Below are 19,472 nucleotides of genomic sequence, written 5' to 3' on the forward strand. Positions count from 1 at the left end.
CTTGCAGATGCGTGAAGCACCTTCGCAACTCGTCTCCAATGCTAGTATGCAAATGAAATCTTCTAGTCGCTCTGTCTTACGGCTATATGAATTAAGGAATCCGTGATACGTTTCAGCAATAGTAACCACTTCGCATTCTTCATTATCACAGCAATACTCATGAGACGTAATTTCCAATAGAACTCTCTTGCCAAGAATGGGAAGATCTTGGACCTTCCTTACATATGTGCCATGATAATGATTAGACGTCGTATGGCATGCAGGACATTCGCAGCTACTAGATTTAGATTTCATTTTAATTATAATTTGATGGTCCTTATTTTCAATATTTGTTATTATGAGAGAATCTTCAGGAAAAAATGATTGAATTTCAAAGGCATTTATGGCTTGCATCAACACACACCACTTTCAAATCTGATATATTTATCATATCATTTTTCCTATCAGAAAAACACAAATAAACGGATAATTAAGGATGAACCCACCGCACCGGAATATTCACACTTTCTGCTAACGAGAATACATCACATGGCATTACCCGTGGCGTAGCTTACTTTAAGGGAGGTGACCGCTAATGATACGACAGGTAACCATTGATAAGCTGCATGATTTGCGACTTTCTGCCATGGCAGATGCATTTGAAGCACAATGCAAAGACCAGTCATTTGTTCCTTTTTCTTTTGAAGACCGATTTGGCATGCTGGTTGATAAAGAATGGGATAAACGAAAAAATACAAAATTGCAGAAGTTAATCCACATTGGAGACTTCCGCCATCCCAATGCCTGCATGGAAGATATTGAATACCATGTGGACAGAAAACTGGATAAAGCACAAATGTTGGAGTTCTCAACCTGCCGATACATCAGCGCAAATCATCATATCATTCTCAAAGGTGCATCCGGCAATGGCAAAACCTATATTGCCTGTGCACTTGGCATTGCTGCCTGCAGGAACTTCATCAAGGTCCGTTATATCCGGCTGCCCGATCTACTGAACGAACTTGCAGTAGCACATGGAGAAGGAACTTTTGAAAAAGTTATTAAGACTTATCAGCGTATTGACTTGCTGATACTGGACGAATTTCTTCTTACACCACTGGCAAGTGACCAGGCAAGAGAGCTTCTTGAAATCATAGAAGCATGAACTGTGCGCGGTTCAGTCATCTTCTGCACACAGTTTGAACCGGGCGACTGGTATAGCCGGATTGGAACGGAAAGTGATGCTACCGTTTCTGAAGCCATTATTGACCGTATTATTCATAATTCGTATGAGGTTATGATTGATGGACTGGTTTCCATGCGTGAGCGCCACGGTCTGAAATCCTCTGCAAAAGGGAGAATCATCCATGAATAAGCTGATGATGCAAATCAGTTAGTTAAATCAAAAATATGATGGAATCCATTAGATAAGCAACTGCACTCTAGCCGGAAAGCAGTGCTCTGTTTTTCCGGTTAGGGGTGTGCTGGACTTCCGAAAAGTATGCATTATCTCATCGGCGTATTCAGCGAGTTCCTGATTTATATAATCTTCATTATAACTTAAATATTCTAATGATTTCATTAATTCACTCCCGGTAGGTTAATACCATGCAAATGATGATATAGCAGAATTTGTTAGAGTTGTCGCAGGCAAAGGCATCTCAATTGCTGCTATATGCGGAGCCACTTTATTTTTGTGCCGGCATGGTTTCTTAAATCATGTAAAACATACCGGCGATAGTTTGGAACTCTTTCAAAATCAGCAAGGTTATACCGGACAGGATCTTTATGTGCCAGCACAAGTAGTGGTGGACAAAGGGTTTATTACAGCCAATGAAACCGCTGCTGTAGAATTTGCGTATCATATTTTTAAAACATTGAAGATAGATACAGATGAAGAAATTGAAAAATGGTTTGATAATTTTAAAAACGGAGCTGTTCGTACTCTTTAATTTCTAAATAATGATTAAAGAAATTAAAGGTGGTACTTCTCAATTAGAGTAGTGCCACCTTTTCAATCGCAGTACGATACATAATCAACACCTCCGGTTCTTGTGCTAAACAATATATCCATAAACCACAAAAAATACAACGACTTTTTGTGGTTTATATACATTTTATTCAACGACTTTTTGTTATTAACTATATAATTGTGGATGTAAAAATTGTGATGTATACTGATAAGCAGAAATAATAATCAAGCGAGGGGGCTAAATACATGGAAAGAAAGATTTTTTTGCTGGGTGACCCGCAATTATATGAGATAAGTGAGGAATGCACAAGGGATGAAATGCCTGAAATCCTGAAAATCAAAGGGGATTTGCGGGATACTTTAATTGCCTTCAGAAATAAATATGGTGTAGGAAGGGCAATTGCAGCTCCTCAAATCGGTGAAAGAAAGCGCATCATCTACAGGCACCTGGATACTCCTATATTATTTATAAATCCTTGGATGGAGTATCCGGATGATGAAATGATGGAGGTATTGGACGATTGCATGTCATTTCCCGGCCTTCTTGTAAAGCTGATGCGCCACAAAAGGTGCATAATCCACTATAAGGATGAAAACTGGAATGACTGCAAGCTGGAATTGGAAGGTGACATGTCGGAATTGCTGCAGCACGAGTTTGACCATCTTGACGGAATTCTTGCCACAATGCGGGCCATAGATAATAAGTCATTTGTAATAAAAGAGAATCACTAATATAAATTTACTGTTATTATATTAAAAGTTAGGATAAATTACTCCTAAATGTGATATAATAGTAATAGGAGGTGTTTAATGTGTTAGTAAATACCGAGAATATGATACCTATATCAGAAGCAAATCAAAATTTCTCTAAAATTGCTAAAATTGTAGATAAAGATAAGTCTGTTGTTATAATGAAGAACAATAAGCCTAAGTATATACTTTTAGACTTTGAAGAATTTATCAAAGCGGCTATTTCAGATGAAGAACAGTTGAGTGCAATAGCCGATAGAATACTTGAAAGTAATTTAGAGGCATTCAGGGAACTTGCTAAATGAAATATATAACTATTGAGTATATTATGATGTGGCATACGAAAATGATAAGTGTTACTGGAGGATTAAAGGGAATTAGGAGCATAGAACTACTAAATTCGGCTGTTGAAAATTCAAAAGCTACATTTAATGGAGTAGATTTGTACTCCACAATTGAAGAAAAGTGTGCAAGCATATGTTATAGCATAGTAAATAATCACCCCTTTATAGATGGCAACAAAAGAACTGGATGTATACAATGCTTGTTTTATTAGAATACAATGATATAAGGCTTAGTTTTAGTCAAGAAGAGCTCATTAGTCTGGGATTTGATATTGCAAAAGGCATGTTTAATATACAAGATATTATTATTTGGATTGACAATCATAAAATTAATAGATGAATACAAAACTCCCCTATCTCAATTTTATTTAAGATAGGGGAGCTTATATTAAAAGTCAATCGCTAATTCACTGGCTTCTTGGCTTTTTTCTGCAACAAGGATTGCAGTATCTGTAGCGCTGCGGTCTATTCTTTCAACCGCAAAGGTTTTAAAGTCCTGTATCCCAAGGAAGCCTAAGATAATCCTCAAATATCTGTCTCCCATTTCAAAGTTTGAAAGCGGTGGCTCTGAATATTCGCCGCCTCTGGTAACAAAATGTATAGCCTTTTTCCCATGGCACAAGCCCACAGGGCCCTGGGAAGTATACTTGAATGTAATGCCGCTTACCATTACATAATCAAGGTAAGCCTTAAGTATGGCAGGGAAGCTCAAATTCCAGAAAGGTGCTGAAAATACATATTTGTCAGCCTCAAGGAATTGATAAGCATACTTTAAAACCGGATGGTCCCTGTGGGCTCCCGGTTCCACATTATGATGGGCTATATCATCCTCAGATAAAAATCCGATGTTTTCCTTATATAAATCAAGAGTTATTACTTCGTCGTCAGGATGGCTCTCCTTATATGCTTCGATAAAACTGTCTGAAATTTTGAAAGTCCTTGATGCACCTTCCGGCTTGGCATTTGCTTTGATGTAAAGAACTTTGCTCATCATAAACATCTCCTCATCATCTTTATCAATGTTATTATTAACTGTGAGAATGTATTTTATGATGACATAATAACAATAAAAATAATTATTAGCAACAAGGCACTATTTAGTGCCATAGTTTCTTTAAATATACTATTGCATTATTAATCTTTTCCCTCTTCTTCTGCAAGCTGGTCTGATACAATGCCGGATTTCAGATATTCTGCCCCAAAGCCATGCATCATTTTCAATACAGGAATCAGTTTCTTCCCTATATCAGTCAGCCCATATTCAACTTTTGGCGGTACTACAGGATAAACCTTTCTGAATATCAGCTTATTTTCTTCTAGGCTCCTTAACTGCTGAGTCAGCATTTTTTGCGTTATATTTTTAAATCTGTTTTTTATATCGCTGAATCTTAAGGTGCTGTAACTTAAATACCAGAGTATCAATAATTTCCATTTGCCCGATACCAGGTTTTGGACCAAAACCATAGGGCATACATCATATTGTTCACACTGATCTCTCATATGGCATTGTTCATGTCTTTTTAAAACTTCGTTCATATGACTCACCTTTCTCTAAGTATAATTTCGGGTACTATGGTACAAAATAGTGCCTACTAGCCAATAAATGATTTAATGGCTAATATTATAGCATATCGTATAATTAACTCACAATATGCAGATTAAAATGCATTTTAAATATATTTCATTTTAATTTATGGAGGTATCATACATGAGAACTTTTCAAATTACAGTGAAAAAAGACGGAGGGCCAAGAGTTATTTATGCCAATGAAGGGGATAACCTTCTTAAGGTAATGATCAAAGAAGGTATATATGTTCAGACACCCTGCGGCGGTAAAGGCATTTGCGGAAAGTGCAAGGTCATATTCCACAAGGGAGCAAAGGAGCCTGCGAATACCGATATAAAGCACTTGAGTGAAGATGAGATTTCTAGGGGGATGAGGCTTGCCTGCGGTGTAATAGTAGATGAGCCAATGGATATTGAAGTTCCTACAGTTGCAAGCGCAATTAATGTACTTACGACAGGTAGTGAAGATATGGATATCCAGGTAAGCCCCTTTGTAATAAAGAAATATCTGAATCTTACTCCCCCATCAATCCATGACCAGAGAAGCGATATAAGAAGAATTCAGGACGGGTTGGGAATTACTAGCTTATCTGCCAGAAGTAAATTGATGAGAGAAATGCATGATGTGCTTATAAAGAGCGATTATAAAGTAACTGTAAGTGTTTACAAAGGTGAGCTTTTGAATATTGAAGCAGGAGATGCATCGGATAAATCCTATGGCATAGCAGTTGATATTGGTACTACAACGGTAGCTTCCTATTTGATAGACCTTACTTCCGGAAAGGTCATAGACGTTGAATCAGGTGTTAACGCCCAAAGACCCTATGGTGCCGATGTTATTTCTAGGATTAACTATACCATACAGCAAAAAGACGGACTTACAACATTAAGGGATGCTATTGTAAACCAGTTAGGCGGGATGCTTATAAAGCTTTGTGAAAGAAATAATATGGAAACTAAGCATGTATATAATGTCACTGTCGTTGGAAATACAACCATGACTCACTTATTCTTAGGAGTGCCCTGCGAAAGTATTGCCGTTTCCCCATATATTCCGGTTGTAACTGACCTCGTTGAGGTGCCGGGAAGGGAAATGAACATGCCTATCGACGGTTACGTTTCAGTCCTTCCAGGAGTAGCAAGCTATGTGGGAAGCGACATAACTGCCGGAATACTTGCCTGCGGCATGCACAAGTCAGAAAAATATTCACTACTTTTAGACCTTGGCACAAACGGAGAAATGGCTGTAGGAAACAAAGACGGCATTGTATCCTGTGCAACGGCAGCAGGCCCGGCATTTGAAGGAGCTACAATTAAATGGGGAATAGGCGGTGTCAAAGGAGCAGTATCAAAGATAGACCTGTCCCAGGACAAAATATATTCAACAATAGGGGATGCGAAGCCCATAGGTATTTGCGGTTCGGGAGTTCTTGATGCCGTATCTGAATTTGTGAAGTATGAGATAATAAATAAGACGGGCAGAATGTATAAGCCGGAAGAATTGGACCTTCCGGATTCATTAAAGAACAGGATAACCACAACCGACAGCGGAAAGCAATTTACCATAGAAGGTGATGTTGTATTTACCCAGAAAGATGTAAGAGAGGTACAGCTTGCCAAGGCTGCCGTAAGTGCGGGAATGAAGATTCTCGTTAAAGAAGCAGGCATCGAATTTAAAGATGTAGAAACCATTTATGTTGCCGGAGGCTTCGGCAATTTCATGAATATAGAAAGCGCATTAAACATCGGACTTTTACCGAAGGAGCTTGCAGGCAAGGTTAAATCCATCGGCAATTCCGCAGGTACCGGCTCGAAGATGTGCCTTCTTTCCGAATCAGCGATCGGTGAATTAGAAAAAATATCAAACTCCACTAAATACGTTGAATTATCGGGAAGGCCAGACTTCGAGGGACTGTTTGTTGATTCAATGGTATTCTAACAGATGGTTTTATAAGTGTTACCTTTATCTAACCGTTATAATGTAACGGTCAGGTTTTACGACCTCAAGGTTACAAACATAATTCGTATCCTTAAGGCAGCAGGGTAGAGTAAGCATCTGACCGAGATATTATCTCGGTTAGATGAATCTAACAGCCATAATCTTTCGGTCAGGTCTCTTTATTGGTGCCAACAAGGTTTGTCGGCTATATAAGTAAACCTATTCGACTTGACCGCCATATTATGGTTGTCTGCATTTCGGATAAACATCAAATCGTATAATGGGGTTTTGCACTTACCAATTAGCACAAGGTAACTTTTTAATTCATTTTCTCTGTTGCTGACCAAAACGAAACATTGTTTCATTTAGCTTTTCATTATTATTTATCACCCGAATAAGTAGAATCTATTGAAGGTAAAGGAATAACAATTATTAATGAAGTACTATTTAATTCTGAATGTTTAACTCCGCACTTAGATTTTAATGATAGGGCTGATTCATGGGATGGTTTTATCTTTGTATATATAAATGAAACAAATAAAAAAGAAAGTCTATTAGGTCGTATTCCTATACAAGTTAAAGCACATGAGGTAAAAAACTTTAGTGGAAAAACTAAATCAAAGGCCTTTGATATATCGGATTTAATAAATTACAAAAATGATGGCGGAGTTATAATTTTCAGCGTAGAATGTTGTGGGAAAAGCAGGAAGATTTATTTAAATAAACTCTAGTTCCACCCATTATAACATAACTTTTTCTATATTTATTGTAAAAATTCCATATGTTTCATTAATTTAGAAGGAATTGGAATATATGTGAAGAATAATACATGGTAAATATTAGTAATAATTGATGCTATATGACGGACTTACTGTTTTTAAAAGGAAAAAGACCGTATGATAAAACAATGTATTAAGAAGGTGGACGATATGGCTCATGTAATGATAATTGAAGATGAACCAGCGATAGTAATGGTAATAAGTGAAATGCTTTCAGATGAAGGGTATGAGGTTACCGCAGCATATGACGGCCTTTCAGGCCTGAGAAAACTAAGGGAATGCAAAAAGCCCGACATTGTGCTCTTAGACCTTAATATGCCGGGAATCAACGGCCGGGAGACGGTAGAGAGAATGCGCTCAGATGCTATGCTTCGGGATATACCTGTCGTGTTGGTTACGGGAACGGTTTATAACAGCGTTGATTTTCCGCCGGAGGGGACTTATCAGGATATATTGGAGAAACCCTTTGATTTATTGGAAATGCTCAAAAAAATAAAATCCATATCTGAAGGCAGATGCGGATTTAAGAAAATATCTTAAAAGTTTAAAGTAAAAAGAGGGACTGTTAAAAGGACAATCCCTTTTAGTGTTTATTTACAATTTTATAGACGGTGTGATTAATCGTCGTACATATCGTAAGGGTTGTATCTGTAGCATCTTCTCCAAGGGGGATAGGTGTATCCGTAGGGAGAAAAACCGCCGTATCCGGGGTAATTACTGTATCCGCCGAAAACCTGGCCACCGCAAGCCAAAATAATTATTACAAGGATTAATATTGTAAACAATGCAGTGCTTGTCGGGGTCCCGAAGATGCCATTCTTATTATTAACAGCGTTTTTATTTGTACCAAAATCGGAAATATAAACTGTACTTGTACTCATGGCCATCCCTCTATTCTGCAAATATATACTATTCTAGTAACATGTTATGTGAAAAAAATAAGTATGTTACAGCATATTCTTTAATGATTTTGTCATATTTATTTGCAAAAGTATAAACTTTCTAATTTATTTGTGTTGCAGGTAAAAAGTGCTTAATATATAATAGAAATAGCAAATTAAATAAAAAAATCTTAGGTGCTTTTTAGCATAAAAGGGAAAGCGGTGAAAATCCGCTGTAGCCCCCGCTACTGTATACGGCGACAAATCCTAGACCACCGGACAACCGGGAAGGTAGGAGGAGGACGACCCGCCAGCCAGGAGACCTACCTGAGATATGCTAATCCTTCGGAGGGAAGGGAAGTGGTAGTATATTGGACAATCCAATTTTTGCCTATCAGACAAATAATATGGATTTTTGTAGTACATGTACCCGCTGCCTTTTGATGGAGCGGGTTTTTTAATTATAGAAAATTTTAATAAAACGGAGATGATAATATGCCTGGAATAATGGTACAGGGGACAGCGTCCTCGGCAGGCAAAAGCCTCATGACTGCGGCTTTATGCAGAATATTTGCAAATGAAGGATTAAAGGTATATCCTTTTAAATCACAAAATATGTCCTTAAATTCATACGTAACAATGGAAGGCCTTGAAATGGGACGAGCCCAGGTACTCCAGGCAACAGCATCAAAGATAGATCCTTCGGTGCTGATGAATCCCATTTTATTAAAGCCTACCACCGACAGAAAAAGCCAGGTCATAATAAAGGGAAGGCCTTATATGAATATGGATGCGGTGGAGTATTTTGAATTTAAACCCCGCCTTAGGGATATGATAAAGGAAATATATGAAGAAATTGAAAGCAATAACGATTTGGTGGTTATAGAAGGCGCAGGCAGTCCGGCGGAGATTAACCTTAAGGATAACGATATCGTAAATATGGGGATGGCGGAAATTGCCGATGCTCCGGTGCTTTTGGTAGCCGATATAGACAAGGGCGGAGTGTTTGCCTGTATATACGGTACCGTAATGCTCTTAGATGAGAATGAAAGAAAAAGAATAAAAGGGATCATTATTAATAAATTCAGAGGAGACAAGACCATTCTTCAAACGGGTATAGATATGATAGAGGATTTGGTTAAAATACCTGTGGTGGGAATTGTACCCTACATGCGTGTCAAGCTTGACGAGGAAGACGGAGCCATCGAATTTGAAGCTTCAACCAGCGGCAGCATAAAAATAGCAGTTATACGCTTACCCAGAATATCCAATTTTACGGATTTTGATCCATTTAAATTCGATGAGGATGTATCCGTAAATTTCATAACCTCTCCAGATGAAATTGGGGATGCGGACATGGTTATAATCCCCGGAAGCAAAAATACCATAGAAGATATAAGATGGCTAAAAAGCGTCGGGTTTGATAAAGCCTTTTTAAACTACAAAGGCATAATCTTTGGAGTGTGCGGCGGATATCAGATGATGGGAAAAGAAATAATAGATGTTGAAGGCTGGGAAGTAACAAAGGGAGAAGTGGAAGAAGGCCTTAAAATGTTTGACACTGTAACTGAATTCAAGGGCAGTAAAATAACTTCAAACGTTGAAGGAGAGGCTATGGGACATAAGGTATACGGCTATGAAATACATTCCGGCAGGACTTACGGCAATATGAATCCCTTTGTGCATATAAACCTTAAGGAAAGAAAGGCCGAGAGTTATATGGACGGCGATATGAGGGACGGAAGGTATTACGGCACTTATGTCCACGGCATATTTGACTCTCATGAATTCAGAAGCAGCCTTTTAAATACTATAAGAAAGAAAAAGAACTTAGCCGAAAAGGATAGTATTGACCTTAAGGAAAAAAGGGAAGAAGAACTGGAAAAGCTGGCTCAAATAGTTGAAGAGAATTTGGATATGGAATATATACGCAGTCTGGCAGGAATCAAAAAATGATTGAATTAAGTATAGCAGCTTTAATAGATGTAGCCATAGGGGATCCATACAGCTTTCCCCATCCCATAAAGCTTATGGGGAATATAATAGCCTTTGAAGAAAAAGCAGCCAGAAAAGTGGCAAAGACTCCGCAGGCCCTAAAGGTTGCCGGCTTTATAATCGTTGTTTTAAATATATTGATGGCATATTTTATACCTTATTTTATATTAAATGCCATAAAAGGCTATAAAATAATTTATTTTATTGTAAACACTTACTTTTTATATACCTGCATAGCTGCCGGATGTCTTCACCGGGAGGCTATGAAAATATACAGGGCTCTTTTAAACAATGTGGAGGATGCAAGGCATAAGCTTTCCTACATAGTGGGAAGGGATACAAAAAACCTTGATGAACACGAAATTGTAAGAGCCACAGTGGAGACAGTGGCAGAAAATGCTTCAGACGGGGTAATTGCCCCCATACTCTTCGCTGCAATAGGCGGAGCACCCCTGGCATTTGCATATAAAATGACCAACACCATGGATTCAATGCTGGGGTATCTCAATGAGACATACAGGCACATAGGATTTTTTCCTGCTAAAACCGATGATGTTTTTAACTTCATACCTGCAAGGCTTACAGGAGTCTTAATGTGCCTTTCCTCCTTTTTTAGGTTCAAGGTAATGGATGGATTAAGGATAATGGTCAGGGACAGAAAAAATCATAAAAGTCCTAACTGCGCTTATCCTGAAGGTGCCACAGCCGGACTTTTAGGAGTTCAATTAGGCGGCGACAATGTATACTTCGGGGAAGTTATGAAAAAGCCCCGCATTGGAGATAAATTAAGAGAATTAAATAAAGATGATATAAAAAGAACCATAGAAATTATGTACCGGGCTGAAGCCCTGCTTTTGATCATCTACTATATACTAATTGGGGTGTTATAAGTGATACATGGCGGAGACACAATTTCATATATGGCAGACGGTGCCGATATAATTGATTTCAGCAGCAATATAAACCCCTTAGGCCCTCCGGCCGGATTAAAAGAGGTTTTAATTAAGTCTTATGATGAGTTAATTTCCTATCCTGATATAAAATACCGGGAGCTAAGAGAAAATATATCAGCATATTTAGGCTGTCATAGTGATGAAGTGATGACGGGAAATGGTGCTCTGGAGATTATAAATAACGTAAGCCTGTTGTTTAAAAGGGTGGTGGTATTTACCCCCTGCTTTATAGAATACATAAAGCGCCCGGAGATTTTAGGTAGAGAAGTCGTAAGATTAAGGCTTGATAATGACTTTAAAATAGATTTGGGTGAATTGAATAAGGCCTTAAAGGAAGGGGACTTACTCATACTCGGGAATCCCAACAACCCCACGGCAAAGCGGATTCCAGAGGACATGCTTTATAAAATACAAAGCATTACAAAAGAAAGAAATGCCTTTTTGCTTTTGGATGAGGCCTTTTATGAATTTTGCCCATTTGATTATGACAGCATAAAGCTTTTTCATAATGCTCAAAATGTATGTATAATAAGGGCTGCTACCAAGTTTTTTGCCCTGCCGGGTATAAGGCTGGGATATGCTTATGCAAAGGGTGATTTTGTTAAAAGATACAATGAAATTGAAAGTCCCTGGAGCGTAAATTCCTTTGCCAATGCGGCCGCAAGGAACATATTCAAGGATGTTAGATATATAGAAAATACAAGGGAATATATAAAAAAGGAAAGGGAATTTTTACTGACTGAGTTGTCAGGAATAGACTATTTAAAGGTATTTGACAGCCAGGTAAATTTCATACTCATAAAACTTTTAAAATACGATGAAGATATTTTATTTGATAAATTTCTAAAAAATGGGATACTTATAAGGAAGGCTTCAAGTTTTGAGGGCCTTGATAAGAGCTATATAAGAATTGCGGTAAAAGACCATGACAGCAACAAAAGGATTGTAAACTGCTTTAAGGAGTGCGTTTAATGGAGGCTATATCTTTATATCCCGGCAGCGCCGGTGAAATAATCCAAGGCAAAGTCGATGGCAGAGACATACTCATCTCCTGCCCTGTCAATATGTTTACCCGTGTCAGGGTTTATGAATGCGATAATCCGGAAAAAAGGTTTCAGCACATAAAATCTTCTACCCTTCTTGAGAATATGTTAAACAGGTGGGGATATGGACATTTAAATTCTACCTTTGATATCGAGATTGAATCCAATATCCCATTAGGAAAAGGTTTTGCCAGCAGCACTGCCGACCTTTGCGCTACCTATATTTGCCTTTTAAAGCTTTTTTACAGAAATTTTGATATATATGAGGTGCTAAAGGAATTTTTAAGGATTGAGCCGACGGACAGTATTATTTTCAGAGAAATGACCATGTTTGATTATAAGTCGGGAAGCTTTTACAAAGGAGTGGGTGAATATATAAAATTTTATATCCTTGCCTTTGAAGGAGAGCGGACCATTGATACCGTAACTTTCAATAAAAGCAAGCTGCCGTCTCTTGACGATATAAGCGACCTTTATACCAAAGTTCAGGAAGGCATTACAAATAAGAATATATCTTTGATTGCAGCAGCTTCTACCGAGAGTATAAATAGAAATTTAAAAAGAGTATCCTACGATGTATTAGGCCATGTTGATGCCTTGAAGGATATAACAGGCGGACTTGGAATAATAGGAGCTCACAGCGGGGATATGCTGGGCATTATTTACGATGATAAAAAGAAACTGGAATTCGCACTTCAATACAGAGACAGTATAAAAGGCTACAAATCCCATGTACTAGAAACTTTAAGGAGAAATGAATATGAAAGGAATTATGATTACATCGCCGTCGAGCGGAAGCGGTAAAACCACATTTACAATGGGGCTTCTTCGCGCCCTTAAAATGAAAGGCCTTGATATCTGCGGTTTTAAGACAGGCCCCGATTATATTGATACCGCATTTATAAAGGAAGCTTGCGGTAAAGATGGGACAAACCTTGACATGCACCTCCAGGGAAGGGACGGAATGAAAAAGGCTTTGTCACTGGGCAATGCAGAGTACTGCATTATAGAAGGTGCCATGGGCTATTTTGATGGAATGCACAATAATTATATAAATTCAAGCTATGACATATCAAGGGAATTAGACGTTAATGCCGTTTTAATTTACACCCCTCAGGCTGAGATGTTTACGGCCGTTCCTAAGATTAAAGGCATGGCGGAATTTGGACAATCCAAAATCAAGGCTGTTATCATAAACAGGGTTGAAAAGAACTATTATGCCCTTTTAAAGGAAGCAATTGAGGAACATACGGATTTAAAGGTTTTAGGTCATATACCACCCCTTAAGGAGGCACAGCTTAAAAGCAGGCATTTAGGCCTTGTTCAAAGCATGGAGATAGAAGATTTAAAGGATAGAATTGAAAATGTGGCACAGACAATTCTTGAAAATGTGGATGTGGAAGCCTTAATAAACCTCATGAAAGAAATAAAGGGGCAAAATATTGACTGGCCGAGGAGGAGGAATATAAAAGCAGCAGTTGCAAAGGATAAGGCCTTTTCATTCTATTACCGTGAAAATATAGAGCTTTTAAAGAACTGCTGTGAAGTGGAATTTTTTTCACCCATGAATGATGATGTGCTGCCGGAATGTGACCTTTTATATTTAGGGGGCGGCTATCCCGAGGTATTTAAAGAAGAGTTATCAAAAAACACAAGCATGTTAAAAAGCATAAAGGGATTTGCAGAAAAAGGCGGCTGCATCTTCGGAGAATGCGGCGGTTTTATGTATCTTTTGGAATATATAGAAGACTGCAAAATGGCGGGGGTTTTCAAAGGGAAAAGCTACCTCACAAAAAGTCTTCAAAGGTTTGGCTATATGAATACCACCTTGAAAGTTGACTGCCTGTTGGGAGATGCGGGAGATAAACTGACAGGCCATGAATTCCATAAGTCTACGGCGGAAGTTGAAGGCGATACTGTTTATGAAATAAGAAAAGCCATGGGAGAAAAAGTATGGTCCTGCGGCTATAAATATAAAAATGTGCTGGGTGGATACCCTCACATAAGTTTTTTAGGAAATATGAAGGCTTTAAATCACATGTTGGATTATGTTGAGAGAAACAAGTAAGGAGGCAGCTTATGTATAAAGGAGATCCGCTTGATATTGAAAGAAGAAGCATGGAAATAATAGATGAACATGTAAAAGATACAAGCTTTAATGAAAAGGAGCTTTTGGTGGTAAAAAGGATGATACATACCACCGGGGATTTTAATTACAAGGACATTGCAGCCTTTAAGGGAAACGCAATCGAAATGGGAATTGAGCTTTTTAAAAGGGGATGCAGCATATTTACTGACACCAGGATGGCCTATTCGGGAATAAACAAAAAAGCCCTTGAAAAGGCAGGCTGCACCATTAATTGTTTAATTGACGATGAAAGGGTGCTGAAAAAATCAAAGGAATTGAATACCACAAGGTCCTCGGCGGCCATTGATATTGCAAGTGAGGATGGCATAGATATATACGTTATCGGAAATGCTCCCACTGCCCTTTTTAGAATTGGCGAATTGATGGAGGAAGGAAAAATTAAGCCTGCCCTTGTAATCGGAGTACCTGTAGGTTTTGTGGGGGCGGCGGAATCAAAGGAATATTTAAGAGGATTGAATGTGCCCTCCATATCAACAGTCGGCAACAAAGGCGGAAGCAACGTGGCGGCATCCGTTGTGAATGCCATATTGTATATGGCGGTAGAGAGATGACAGACCTTTATGTAATAAAGGAAGGAAAAAAGTTAAGGTGCGGCTACACCACGGGAAGTTGCGCCGCTGCTGCAGCAAAGGCTGCAGTAACTATGCTTGAAACAGAAAAAACAGTTAAATTTATTGAAATAGATACACCGGCAGGAGTAAGGCTTAATTTAGAAGTCAAAAACCCGCATATAGGTGATAATTACGCTAGCTGCTGCATCATAAAGGACGGCGGCGACGACCCGGATTCCACCGACGGAATGGAGATTTATGTCAAGGTAACTAAAAGACAGGATAATTACATTATAATAGATGGCGGAGAAGGAATAGGGCGGATTAAGAAAACCGGCCTTTTCGGAAATGTGGGAGAAGCAGCCATAAACCCCGTTCCCAGAAGGATGATACATGATGAAATAAAAAAGGTATCAAATTCAGGCTATGATGTTTTAGTATATGCTCCACAGGGAGTCGAAGTAGGAAAAAGAACCTTCAACGAGAACATAGGCATAGAAGGCGGCATATCCATAATAGGCACCAAGGGTATCGTGGAGCCTATGTCGGAGGAAGCCCTTTTAAAGACCATTTATATAGAAATTGACAGCATATATGAAGATGGCGTCAGGGAAATTATACTTTTCCCGGGAAATTATGGTGAAAAGATGACGGATACTTTAGGCTTACAGGGAAGGCGCGTTAAAATATCAAACTTCATAGGTGATACAGTTTCCTACTGCTATAGCAGGGGTTTTGAGAGCATCATACTTGTTGGTCACATAGGAAAGCTTTGCAAATTATCGGTAGGAGCTTTTAATACCCACAGCAAAATTTGCGATGTCAGAATGGAAGCCTTTGTTTACTATCTTGCCCTTAAGGGAGCAAGCAATGATTGTTTGTTAAAGGTGTCAAAATGCTTAACATCTGAAGAGGCTTTGGAGGTTGTAAAAGAACATGGCTATGTAGATATAATTGAAGATATGAAAAATGGCTGCATTGAAAGAATCAAAAGATATATAAAAAATGAGGATTTTAACATAAAACTATATATGTATTCTATGAAATATGGGGTGCTTTAAATGATAAGTGTAGTTGGAATGGGACCTGGTAATTCAAAGCTTCTTACATTTCAGGCTTATGAAAAAATAAAGGAAGCAAGTTGCCTTATAGCCTTCGGAAGAATTTCAAAGACAGCTGAGATGATGGAAAAAGAAACAATTGTGGTCAAAACCGTAGATGAAATAATGAAGGTTTTAGAGAAAAATGAGGATGTAACCATTTTAGCTTCAGGAGATCCTTGCTTTTACGGGGTTCTGGAATATTTAAAAAATAAAAATGTTGCTGTTGATGAAGTGATACCAGGGATTTCATCCTTTCAGTATATGATGTCCCTTCTTAAAAAAAGCTGGGACAGAGCTAATCTTTTAAGCCTCCATGGAAGAGAAGACAGTCTTAAAGAAACCTTAAATAAAAAGCTATCCGTAATTTTGACGGACAGCAGCCATAATCCCGATTATATATCAAAACGGTTAAAGGAAATAGGCTTTACGGGGAAAATATACTGCGGTTTTGATTTATCCTACCCCGAGGAAAGAATAATAGTAAAAAATGCAGGAGAGGAAATAGGTCATGTTTCCTCTCTGTCACTGGTGGTGGTTGAAAATGAAGCATATCAAGGATGAGGAATTTATACGCGGGAACATACCCATGACGAAGTTTGAAGTCCGGGTATTGACTTTAGCCCTTCTTGAAATAGAAGAAGAAGATGCGTTTTTAGACATTGGCGGAGGCACGGGATCAATATCAATAGAGTGCGCTTTAAATGGTGCAAGGGTTCATACCATCGAAAGAGAAGAAGAAGGGATAGAGCTTATAGGAAAAAATGCGCATAAGTTCAATGTAAAAATAAATGCAGTAAAAGGCTCGGCACCGGATGATTTGCCTGAAGATATTAGGTTTAACAAATGCTTCATAGGCGGCAGTGGCGGAAACCTTTCTTCCATTTTAAAATATATAGACAGTCATTTGGCTCATGGCGGAATAGTATGCGCCAATTTCATAACCATAAAAAATCTCAATGAATTCATAGAACTGTTAGAGAGTCATGGTTATAAAAATATTGAAACAAGGCTTGTGCAGGTTTCAAACATGGACAGGCTTGGGCTTTTGAAGGCAAACAATCCTGTATTCATAATAAGGGGGACAAAACCATGAAAAAATTATACGGCATTGGAATAGGGCCGGGAGACAAGGAGCTTATAACCATGAAGGGCTACAGGCTCATTCGGGAGTGCCATGTGGTATTCATTCCGGAAAGCAACGGTGAAAGCCTGGCAGGAAGAATAGCCGAGGATTATATAAAGGATAAAAAGTTAGTCAGATTGGAATTTCCCATGGGTGATGATAATAAAGAGAACTATATTAAAGCATCGAAAGTTGTTGAAGAAACATTGTCTGATGATGAGTGGGGAGTGTTTTTAACCTTAGGCGATCCAATGGTCTACAGCACTTTTTTATATCTCATGGCAGAGCTTGAAAAAAGGCATGTGGAAACAGAATCCATACCCGGCATATCTTCTTTTACTGCCGCTGCCAGCAGGGCAAAGCTTCCCATCACATTAAGAGGAGAAAATTTTTATCTCTGTGATGGGGATATAAATGAGGATATATTGAAAACAGTAAATACAATTTGTATATTAAAAACCACTAAAAACAAGGAAGGAATCCTTGATACCCTGGAGAGAAATAGTTTTAAATACGTGTATGTAAAGCGCTGTACTCAAGGCGATGAAAAGATATTATATACACGGGATGAGATATTAAAGGACAGGGATTATATTTCACTTATTATCGGGGGGAGAGAAATAAATGATTAGTTTTGTAGGAGCAGGTCCGGGAGATGTGGATTTAATAAGCGTAAAGGGAAGAAAGCTTTTGCAGAATGCCGATATAGTCATTTATGCCGGTTCCCTTGTTTCCAATGAGCACCTTCAGTTTTGCAAGGAAGGCTGCGGCATATATGACAGCGCATCCATGACATTGGAAGAAGTAATCGATATTATAAAGGAAGGAAGCAAATCAGGAAAGAAGGTAGTAAGACTTCATACAGGTGACCCTACAATATACGGCGCTATAAAAGAGCAGATGGATTTATTGGATAAGGATGGAATAGAATATGAGGTCATTCCCGGAGTAAGCTCTTTTACCGCCAGCTGTGCTGCCATAAAATCCGAATTTACCCTTCCGGGAGTAAGCCAGACTGTAATAATAACAAGGATGGAAGGAAGAACTCCAGTTCCCGGCAAGGAGGACTTAGAAAGATTAGCCTCTATAAAGGCCTCAATGGCTATATTCTTATCCGTCCAGGATATTGAAAAGGTGGTGCAAAAACTTGCAGCCGGCTACGGAAGCGACAATGTACCTATCGCAGTCATTTACAAGGCCACCTGGAAGGAACAAAGGATAATTAAAGGGACCTTGAAGGATATTGCAGAAAAGGTAAAGGAAGCAAATATTAAGAATTTCGCCCAGATACTTGTTGGGTATTTTATAGATACCGAATATGAAAGGTCATTGCTTTACCATCCTGAATTTACTCATGGATTCCGTGAGGGTAAGTCATGAAAATAGCCTGTATTGTTTATTCCAATGCAGGAGAAGAAGTAGCCTTAAGGATAAAAGAAAAGATAGATATTGATATATTTAAGAGCAGTGAATATAAAAGCAGCTTAAGGACTTTGATAAAAAAAGTGTTCCTTGAATATGAGGCTTTGATATTCATTTGTGCCGCAGGCATTGCAGTCAGGATGATTGCACCTTATATAAAGGATAAGACAAAGGACCCGGCGGTAATTGTAATCGATGATATGGGGAAATACTGTATAAGTCTTTTATCCGGACATATAGGCGGGGCAAATGAATTGACGCAAAAAATTTCCTCATTTTTAAATGCGGAGGCCGTCATAACCACAGCTTCGGACAATAGAGGCATTGATGCGGTGGATGTTTTTGCAAAACGTAATAACTTCATAATTGAAAGCATGAAGGACGCAAAGGTTTTGACCTCTGTCATGGTAAATGGAGGAACTATCAATTTCATAAGCCAAATTAATGCAAGCTTGAATTATGATAAAATATCAGATCGTGACTTTGAAGGAACCCTTATAGTCACTTCAAAGGAAAACGTTAAGTTAAACAAGCCTTATTGCATTCTTCGTCCCAAAGTCTTTAACATAGGCATTGGCTGCAGAAGAGGTAAATCCAAAGAAGAGATATTAGGAGCAATTGAATTTGTTTTTAAAGAGCATAATTTAAGCCTGAAGTCCGTTAAAACCGTTGCAAGCATTGATATTAAAAAAGATGAAGATGGAATTATAAAGGCGGCTTATGAACTTAAATGCCCTTTTAAAACCTTTACAGAAGCGGAAATCGAAAAGGTTCAGCATATGTTTGATAAGAGCAGCTTTGTACAAGAAAAGGTGGGTGTCAAATCCGTTGCCGAGCCCTGTGCTTATCTTTCGGGAGGAAAGCTCATAGTTAATAAAACAATAATAGACGGCATAACAATTGCCGTAGCTGAGGAGGTATAG

General features: G+C 38.5%; 23 protein-coding genes, 1 pseudogene and 1 riboswitch. Of the genes and pseudogenes, 19 read left to right on the top strand and 5 right to left on the bottom strand.

From position 1 onward, the window contains the following. A partial coding sequence (locus OXPF_RS23290) for a transposase family protein (protein WP_160317136.1) occupies positions 1 to 393 on the bottom strand: 393 nt, incomplete at its 3' end. Positions 394 to 574: 181 nt separating this feature from the next. Here OXPF_RS23290 and OXPF_RS03095 point away from each other — a divergent pair. Then, positions 575 to 1,354: pseudogene (locus OXPF_RS03095) on the top strand (ATP-binding protein). A 48-nt stretch (positions 1,355 to 1,402) separates the two neighbouring features. Here OXPF_RS03095 and OXPF_RS22305 read toward each other — a convergent pair. Further along, on the bottom strand, positions 1,403 to 1,561 hold the full coding sequence (locus OXPF_RS22305) for a hypothetical protein (RefSeq protein WP_160317137.1): 159 nt from the start codon (positions 1,559 to 1,561) through the stop codon (positions 1,403 to 1,405). 40 nt (positions 1,562 to 1,601) lie between these two features. Between OXPF_RS22305 and OXPF_RS03100 the strand changes: the two genes are divergently transcribed. The 4 genes from OXPF_RS03100 to OXPF_RS23490 all read left to right on the top strand — a co-directional run bounded on the left by OXPF_RS03100 (position 1,602) and on the right by OXPF_RS23490 (position 3,257). Beyond that, on the top strand, positions 1,602 to 1,931 hold the full coding sequence (locus OXPF_RS03100; RefSeq protein WP_083479670.1) for a DJ-1/PfpI family protein: 330 nt from the start codon (positions 1,602 to 1,604) through the stop codon (positions 1,929 to 1,931). Between the two features lie 266 nt (positions 1,932 to 2,197). Beyond that, complete coding sequence (locus OXPF_RS03105; RefSeq protein ID WP_054873744.1) at positions 2,198 to 2,683, top strand: peptide deformylase; 486 nt, start codon at positions 2,198 to 2,200, stop codon at positions 2,681 to 2,683. Between the two features lie 80 nt (positions 2,684 to 2,763). After that, positions 2,764 to 3,006 (top strand): type II toxin-antitoxin system prevent-host-death family antitoxin, encoded by a 243-nt coding sequence (locus tag OXPF_RS03110; protein WP_054873745.1) that lies wholly within the window; start codon positions 2,764 to 2,766, stop codon positions 3,004 to 3,006. Positions 3,007 to 3,047: 41 nt separating this feature from the next. Further along, entirely contained in the window at positions 3,048 to 3,257 is a 210-nt protein-coding gene (locus OXPF_RS23490; protein ID WP_341441856.1) for a type II toxin-antitoxin system death-on-curing family toxin, read from the top strand. A 176-nt stretch (positions 3,258 to 3,433) separates the two neighbouring features. Here OXPF_RS23490 and OXPF_RS03120 read toward each other — a convergent pair whose 3' ends face one another. Together OXPF_RS03120 and OXPF_RS03125 are read right to left on the bottom strand one after the other, a co-directional pair. Beyond that, entirely contained in the window at positions 3,434 to 4,036 is a 603-nt protein-coding gene (locus OXPF_RS03120) for an FMN-dependent NADH-azoreductase (protein WP_054873746.1), read from the bottom strand. Between the two features lie 143 nt (positions 4,037 to 4,179). After that, complete coding sequence (locus tag OXPF_RS03125; RefSeq protein ID WP_242854305.1) at positions 4,180 to 4,545, bottom strand: winged helix-turn-helix transcriptional regulator; 366 nt, start codon at positions 4,543 to 4,545, stop codon at positions 4,180 to 4,182. A gap of 208 nt (positions 4,546 to 4,753) precedes the next feature. Between OXPF_RS03125 and OXPF_RS03130 the strand changes: the two genes are divergently transcribed. Both OXPF_RS03130 and OXPF_RS03135 read left to right on the top strand, forming a co-directional pair. After that, on the top strand, positions 4,754 to 6,550 hold the full coding sequence (locus OXPF_RS03130) for an ASKHA domain-containing protein (RefSeq protein WP_160317138.1): 1,797 nt from the start codon (positions 4,754 to 4,756) through the stop codon (positions 6,548 to 6,550). Between the two features lie 896 nt (positions 6,551 to 7,446). Then, positions 7,447 to 7,869 (top strand): response regulator, encoded by a 423-nt coding sequence (locus OXPF_RS03135; RefSeq protein ID WP_083479671.1) that lies wholly within the window; start codon positions 7,447 to 7,449, stop codon positions 7,867 to 7,869. A gap of 77 nt (positions 7,870 to 7,946) precedes the next feature. Here the strand turns inward: OXPF_RS03135 and OXPF_RS03140 are convergent, their stop codons facing one another. After that, positions 7,947 to 8,210: a hypothetical protein gene (locus tag OXPF_RS03140; protein ID WP_054873750.1), complete on the bottom strand. Its 264-nt coding sequence runs from the start codon at positions 8,208 to 8,210 to the stop codon at positions 7,947 to 7,949. A 176-nt stretch (positions 8,211 to 8,386) separates the two neighbouring features. Further along, positions 8,387 to 8,555, top strand: a riboswitch (cobalamin riboswitch). A 150-nt stretch (positions 8,556 to 8,705) separates the two neighbouring features. Between OXPF_RS03140 and OXPF_RS03145 the strand changes: the two genes are divergently transcribed. Genes OXPF_RS03145 through cbiG form a run of 12 tightly spaced genes read left to right on the top strand, consistent with a single transcriptional unit; the run spans position 8,706 to position 19,472 of the window. Further along, a complete protein-coding gene (locus tag OXPF_RS03145; protein WP_054873751.1) occupies positions 8,706 to 10,166 on the top strand; it encodes a cobyric acid synthase in 1,461 nt (486 codons plus the stop codon). After that, positions 10,163 to 11,095, top strand: coding sequence for an adenosylcobinamide-phosphate synthase CbiB (gene cbiB, locus OXPF_RS03150; protein ID WP_054873752.1), 933 nt, complete (start codon positions 10,163 to 10,165; stop codon positions 11,093 to 11,095). Before OXPF_RS03145 ends, cbiB begins: the two co-directional genes overlap by 4 nt. Beyond that, complete coding sequence (locus tag OXPF_RS03155) at positions 11,096 to 12,130, top strand: pyridoxal phosphate-dependent aminotransferase (RefSeq protein WP_054873753.1); 1,035 nt, start codon at positions 11,096 to 11,098, stop codon at positions 12,128 to 12,130. Further along, on the top strand, positions 12,130 to 13,005 hold the full coding sequence (locus OXPF_RS03160) for a GHMP family kinase ATP-binding protein (RefSeq protein WP_054873754.1): 876 nt from the start codon (positions 12,130 to 12,132) through the stop codon (positions 13,003 to 13,005). Before OXPF_RS03155 ends, OXPF_RS03160 begins: the two co-directional genes overlap by 1 nt. Next, the gene (locus tag OXPF_RS03165) at positions 12,962 to 14,269 is read left to right on the top strand and encodes a cobyrinic acid a,c-diamide synthase CobB (protein ID WP_054873755.1); all 1,308 of its coding nucleotides are present in this window, start codon (positions 12,962 to 12,964) and stop codon (positions 14,267 to 14,269) included. The genes OXPF_RS03160 and OXPF_RS03165 overlap by 44 nt, the downstream gene beginning before the upstream one ends. Positions 14,270 to 14,280: 11 nt before the next feature. Further along, positions 14,281 to 14,901: a precorrin-8X methylmutase gene (locus OXPF_RS03170; RefSeq protein ID WP_054873756.1), complete on the top strand. Its 621-nt coding sequence runs from the start codon at positions 14,281 to 14,283 to the stop codon at positions 14,899 to 14,901. Further along, positions 14,898 to 15,962 carry a cobalt-precorrin-5B (C(1))-methyltransferase CbiD gene (gene cbiD / locus OXPF_RS03175; protein WP_054873757.1) on the top strand — a complete coding sequence of 355 codons (1,065 nt, stop codon included), beginning with the start codon at positions 14,898 to 14,900 and terminating at the stop codon, positions 15,960 to 15,962. Before OXPF_RS03170 ends, cbiD begins: the two co-directional genes overlap by 4 nt. Next, positions 15,963 to 16,565 carry a precorrin-6y C5,15-methyltransferase (decarboxylating) subunit CbiE gene (gene cbiE / locus OXPF_RS03180; protein WP_242854306.1) on the top strand — a complete coding sequence of 201 codons (603 nt, stop codon included), beginning with the start codon at positions 15,963 to 15,965 and terminating at the stop codon, positions 16,563 to 16,565. Next, entirely contained in the window at positions 16,546 to 17,097 is a 552-nt protein-coding gene (cbiT, locus tag OXPF_RS03185) for a precorrin-6Y C5,15-methyltransferase (decarboxylating) subunit CbiT (RefSeq protein WP_054873758.1), read from the top strand. Before cbiE ends, cbiT begins: the two co-directional genes overlap by 20 nt. Continuing rightward, positions 17,094 to 17,759, top strand: a complete 666-nt coding sequence (cobI, locus tag OXPF_RS03190; RefSeq protein WP_054873759.1) for a precorrin-2 C(20)-methyltransferase — start codon at positions 17,094 to 17,096, stop codon at positions 17,757 to 17,759. The genes cbiT and cobI overlap by 4 nt, the downstream gene beginning before the upstream one ends. Beyond that, the gene (gene cobM / locus OXPF_RS03195; protein WP_054873760.1) at positions 17,752 to 18,507 is read left to right on the top strand and encodes a precorrin-4 C(11)-methyltransferase; all 756 of its coding nucleotides are present in this window, start codon (positions 17,752 to 17,754) and stop codon (positions 18,505 to 18,507) included. Before cobI ends, cobM begins: the two co-directional genes overlap by 8 nt. Next, positions 18,504 to 19,472: a cobalt-precorrin 5A hydrolase gene (cbiG, locus tag OXPF_RS03200; protein ID WP_054873761.1), complete on the top strand. Its 969-nt coding sequence runs from the start codon at positions 18,504 to 18,506 to the stop codon at positions 19,470 to 19,472. The genes cobM and cbiG overlap by 4 nt, the downstream gene beginning before the upstream one ends.

This window comes from Oxobacter pfennigii, assembly GCF_001317355.1.
GTDB lineage: Bacteria > Bacillota > Clostridia > Clostridiales > Oxobacteraceae > Oxobacter > Oxobacter pfennigii.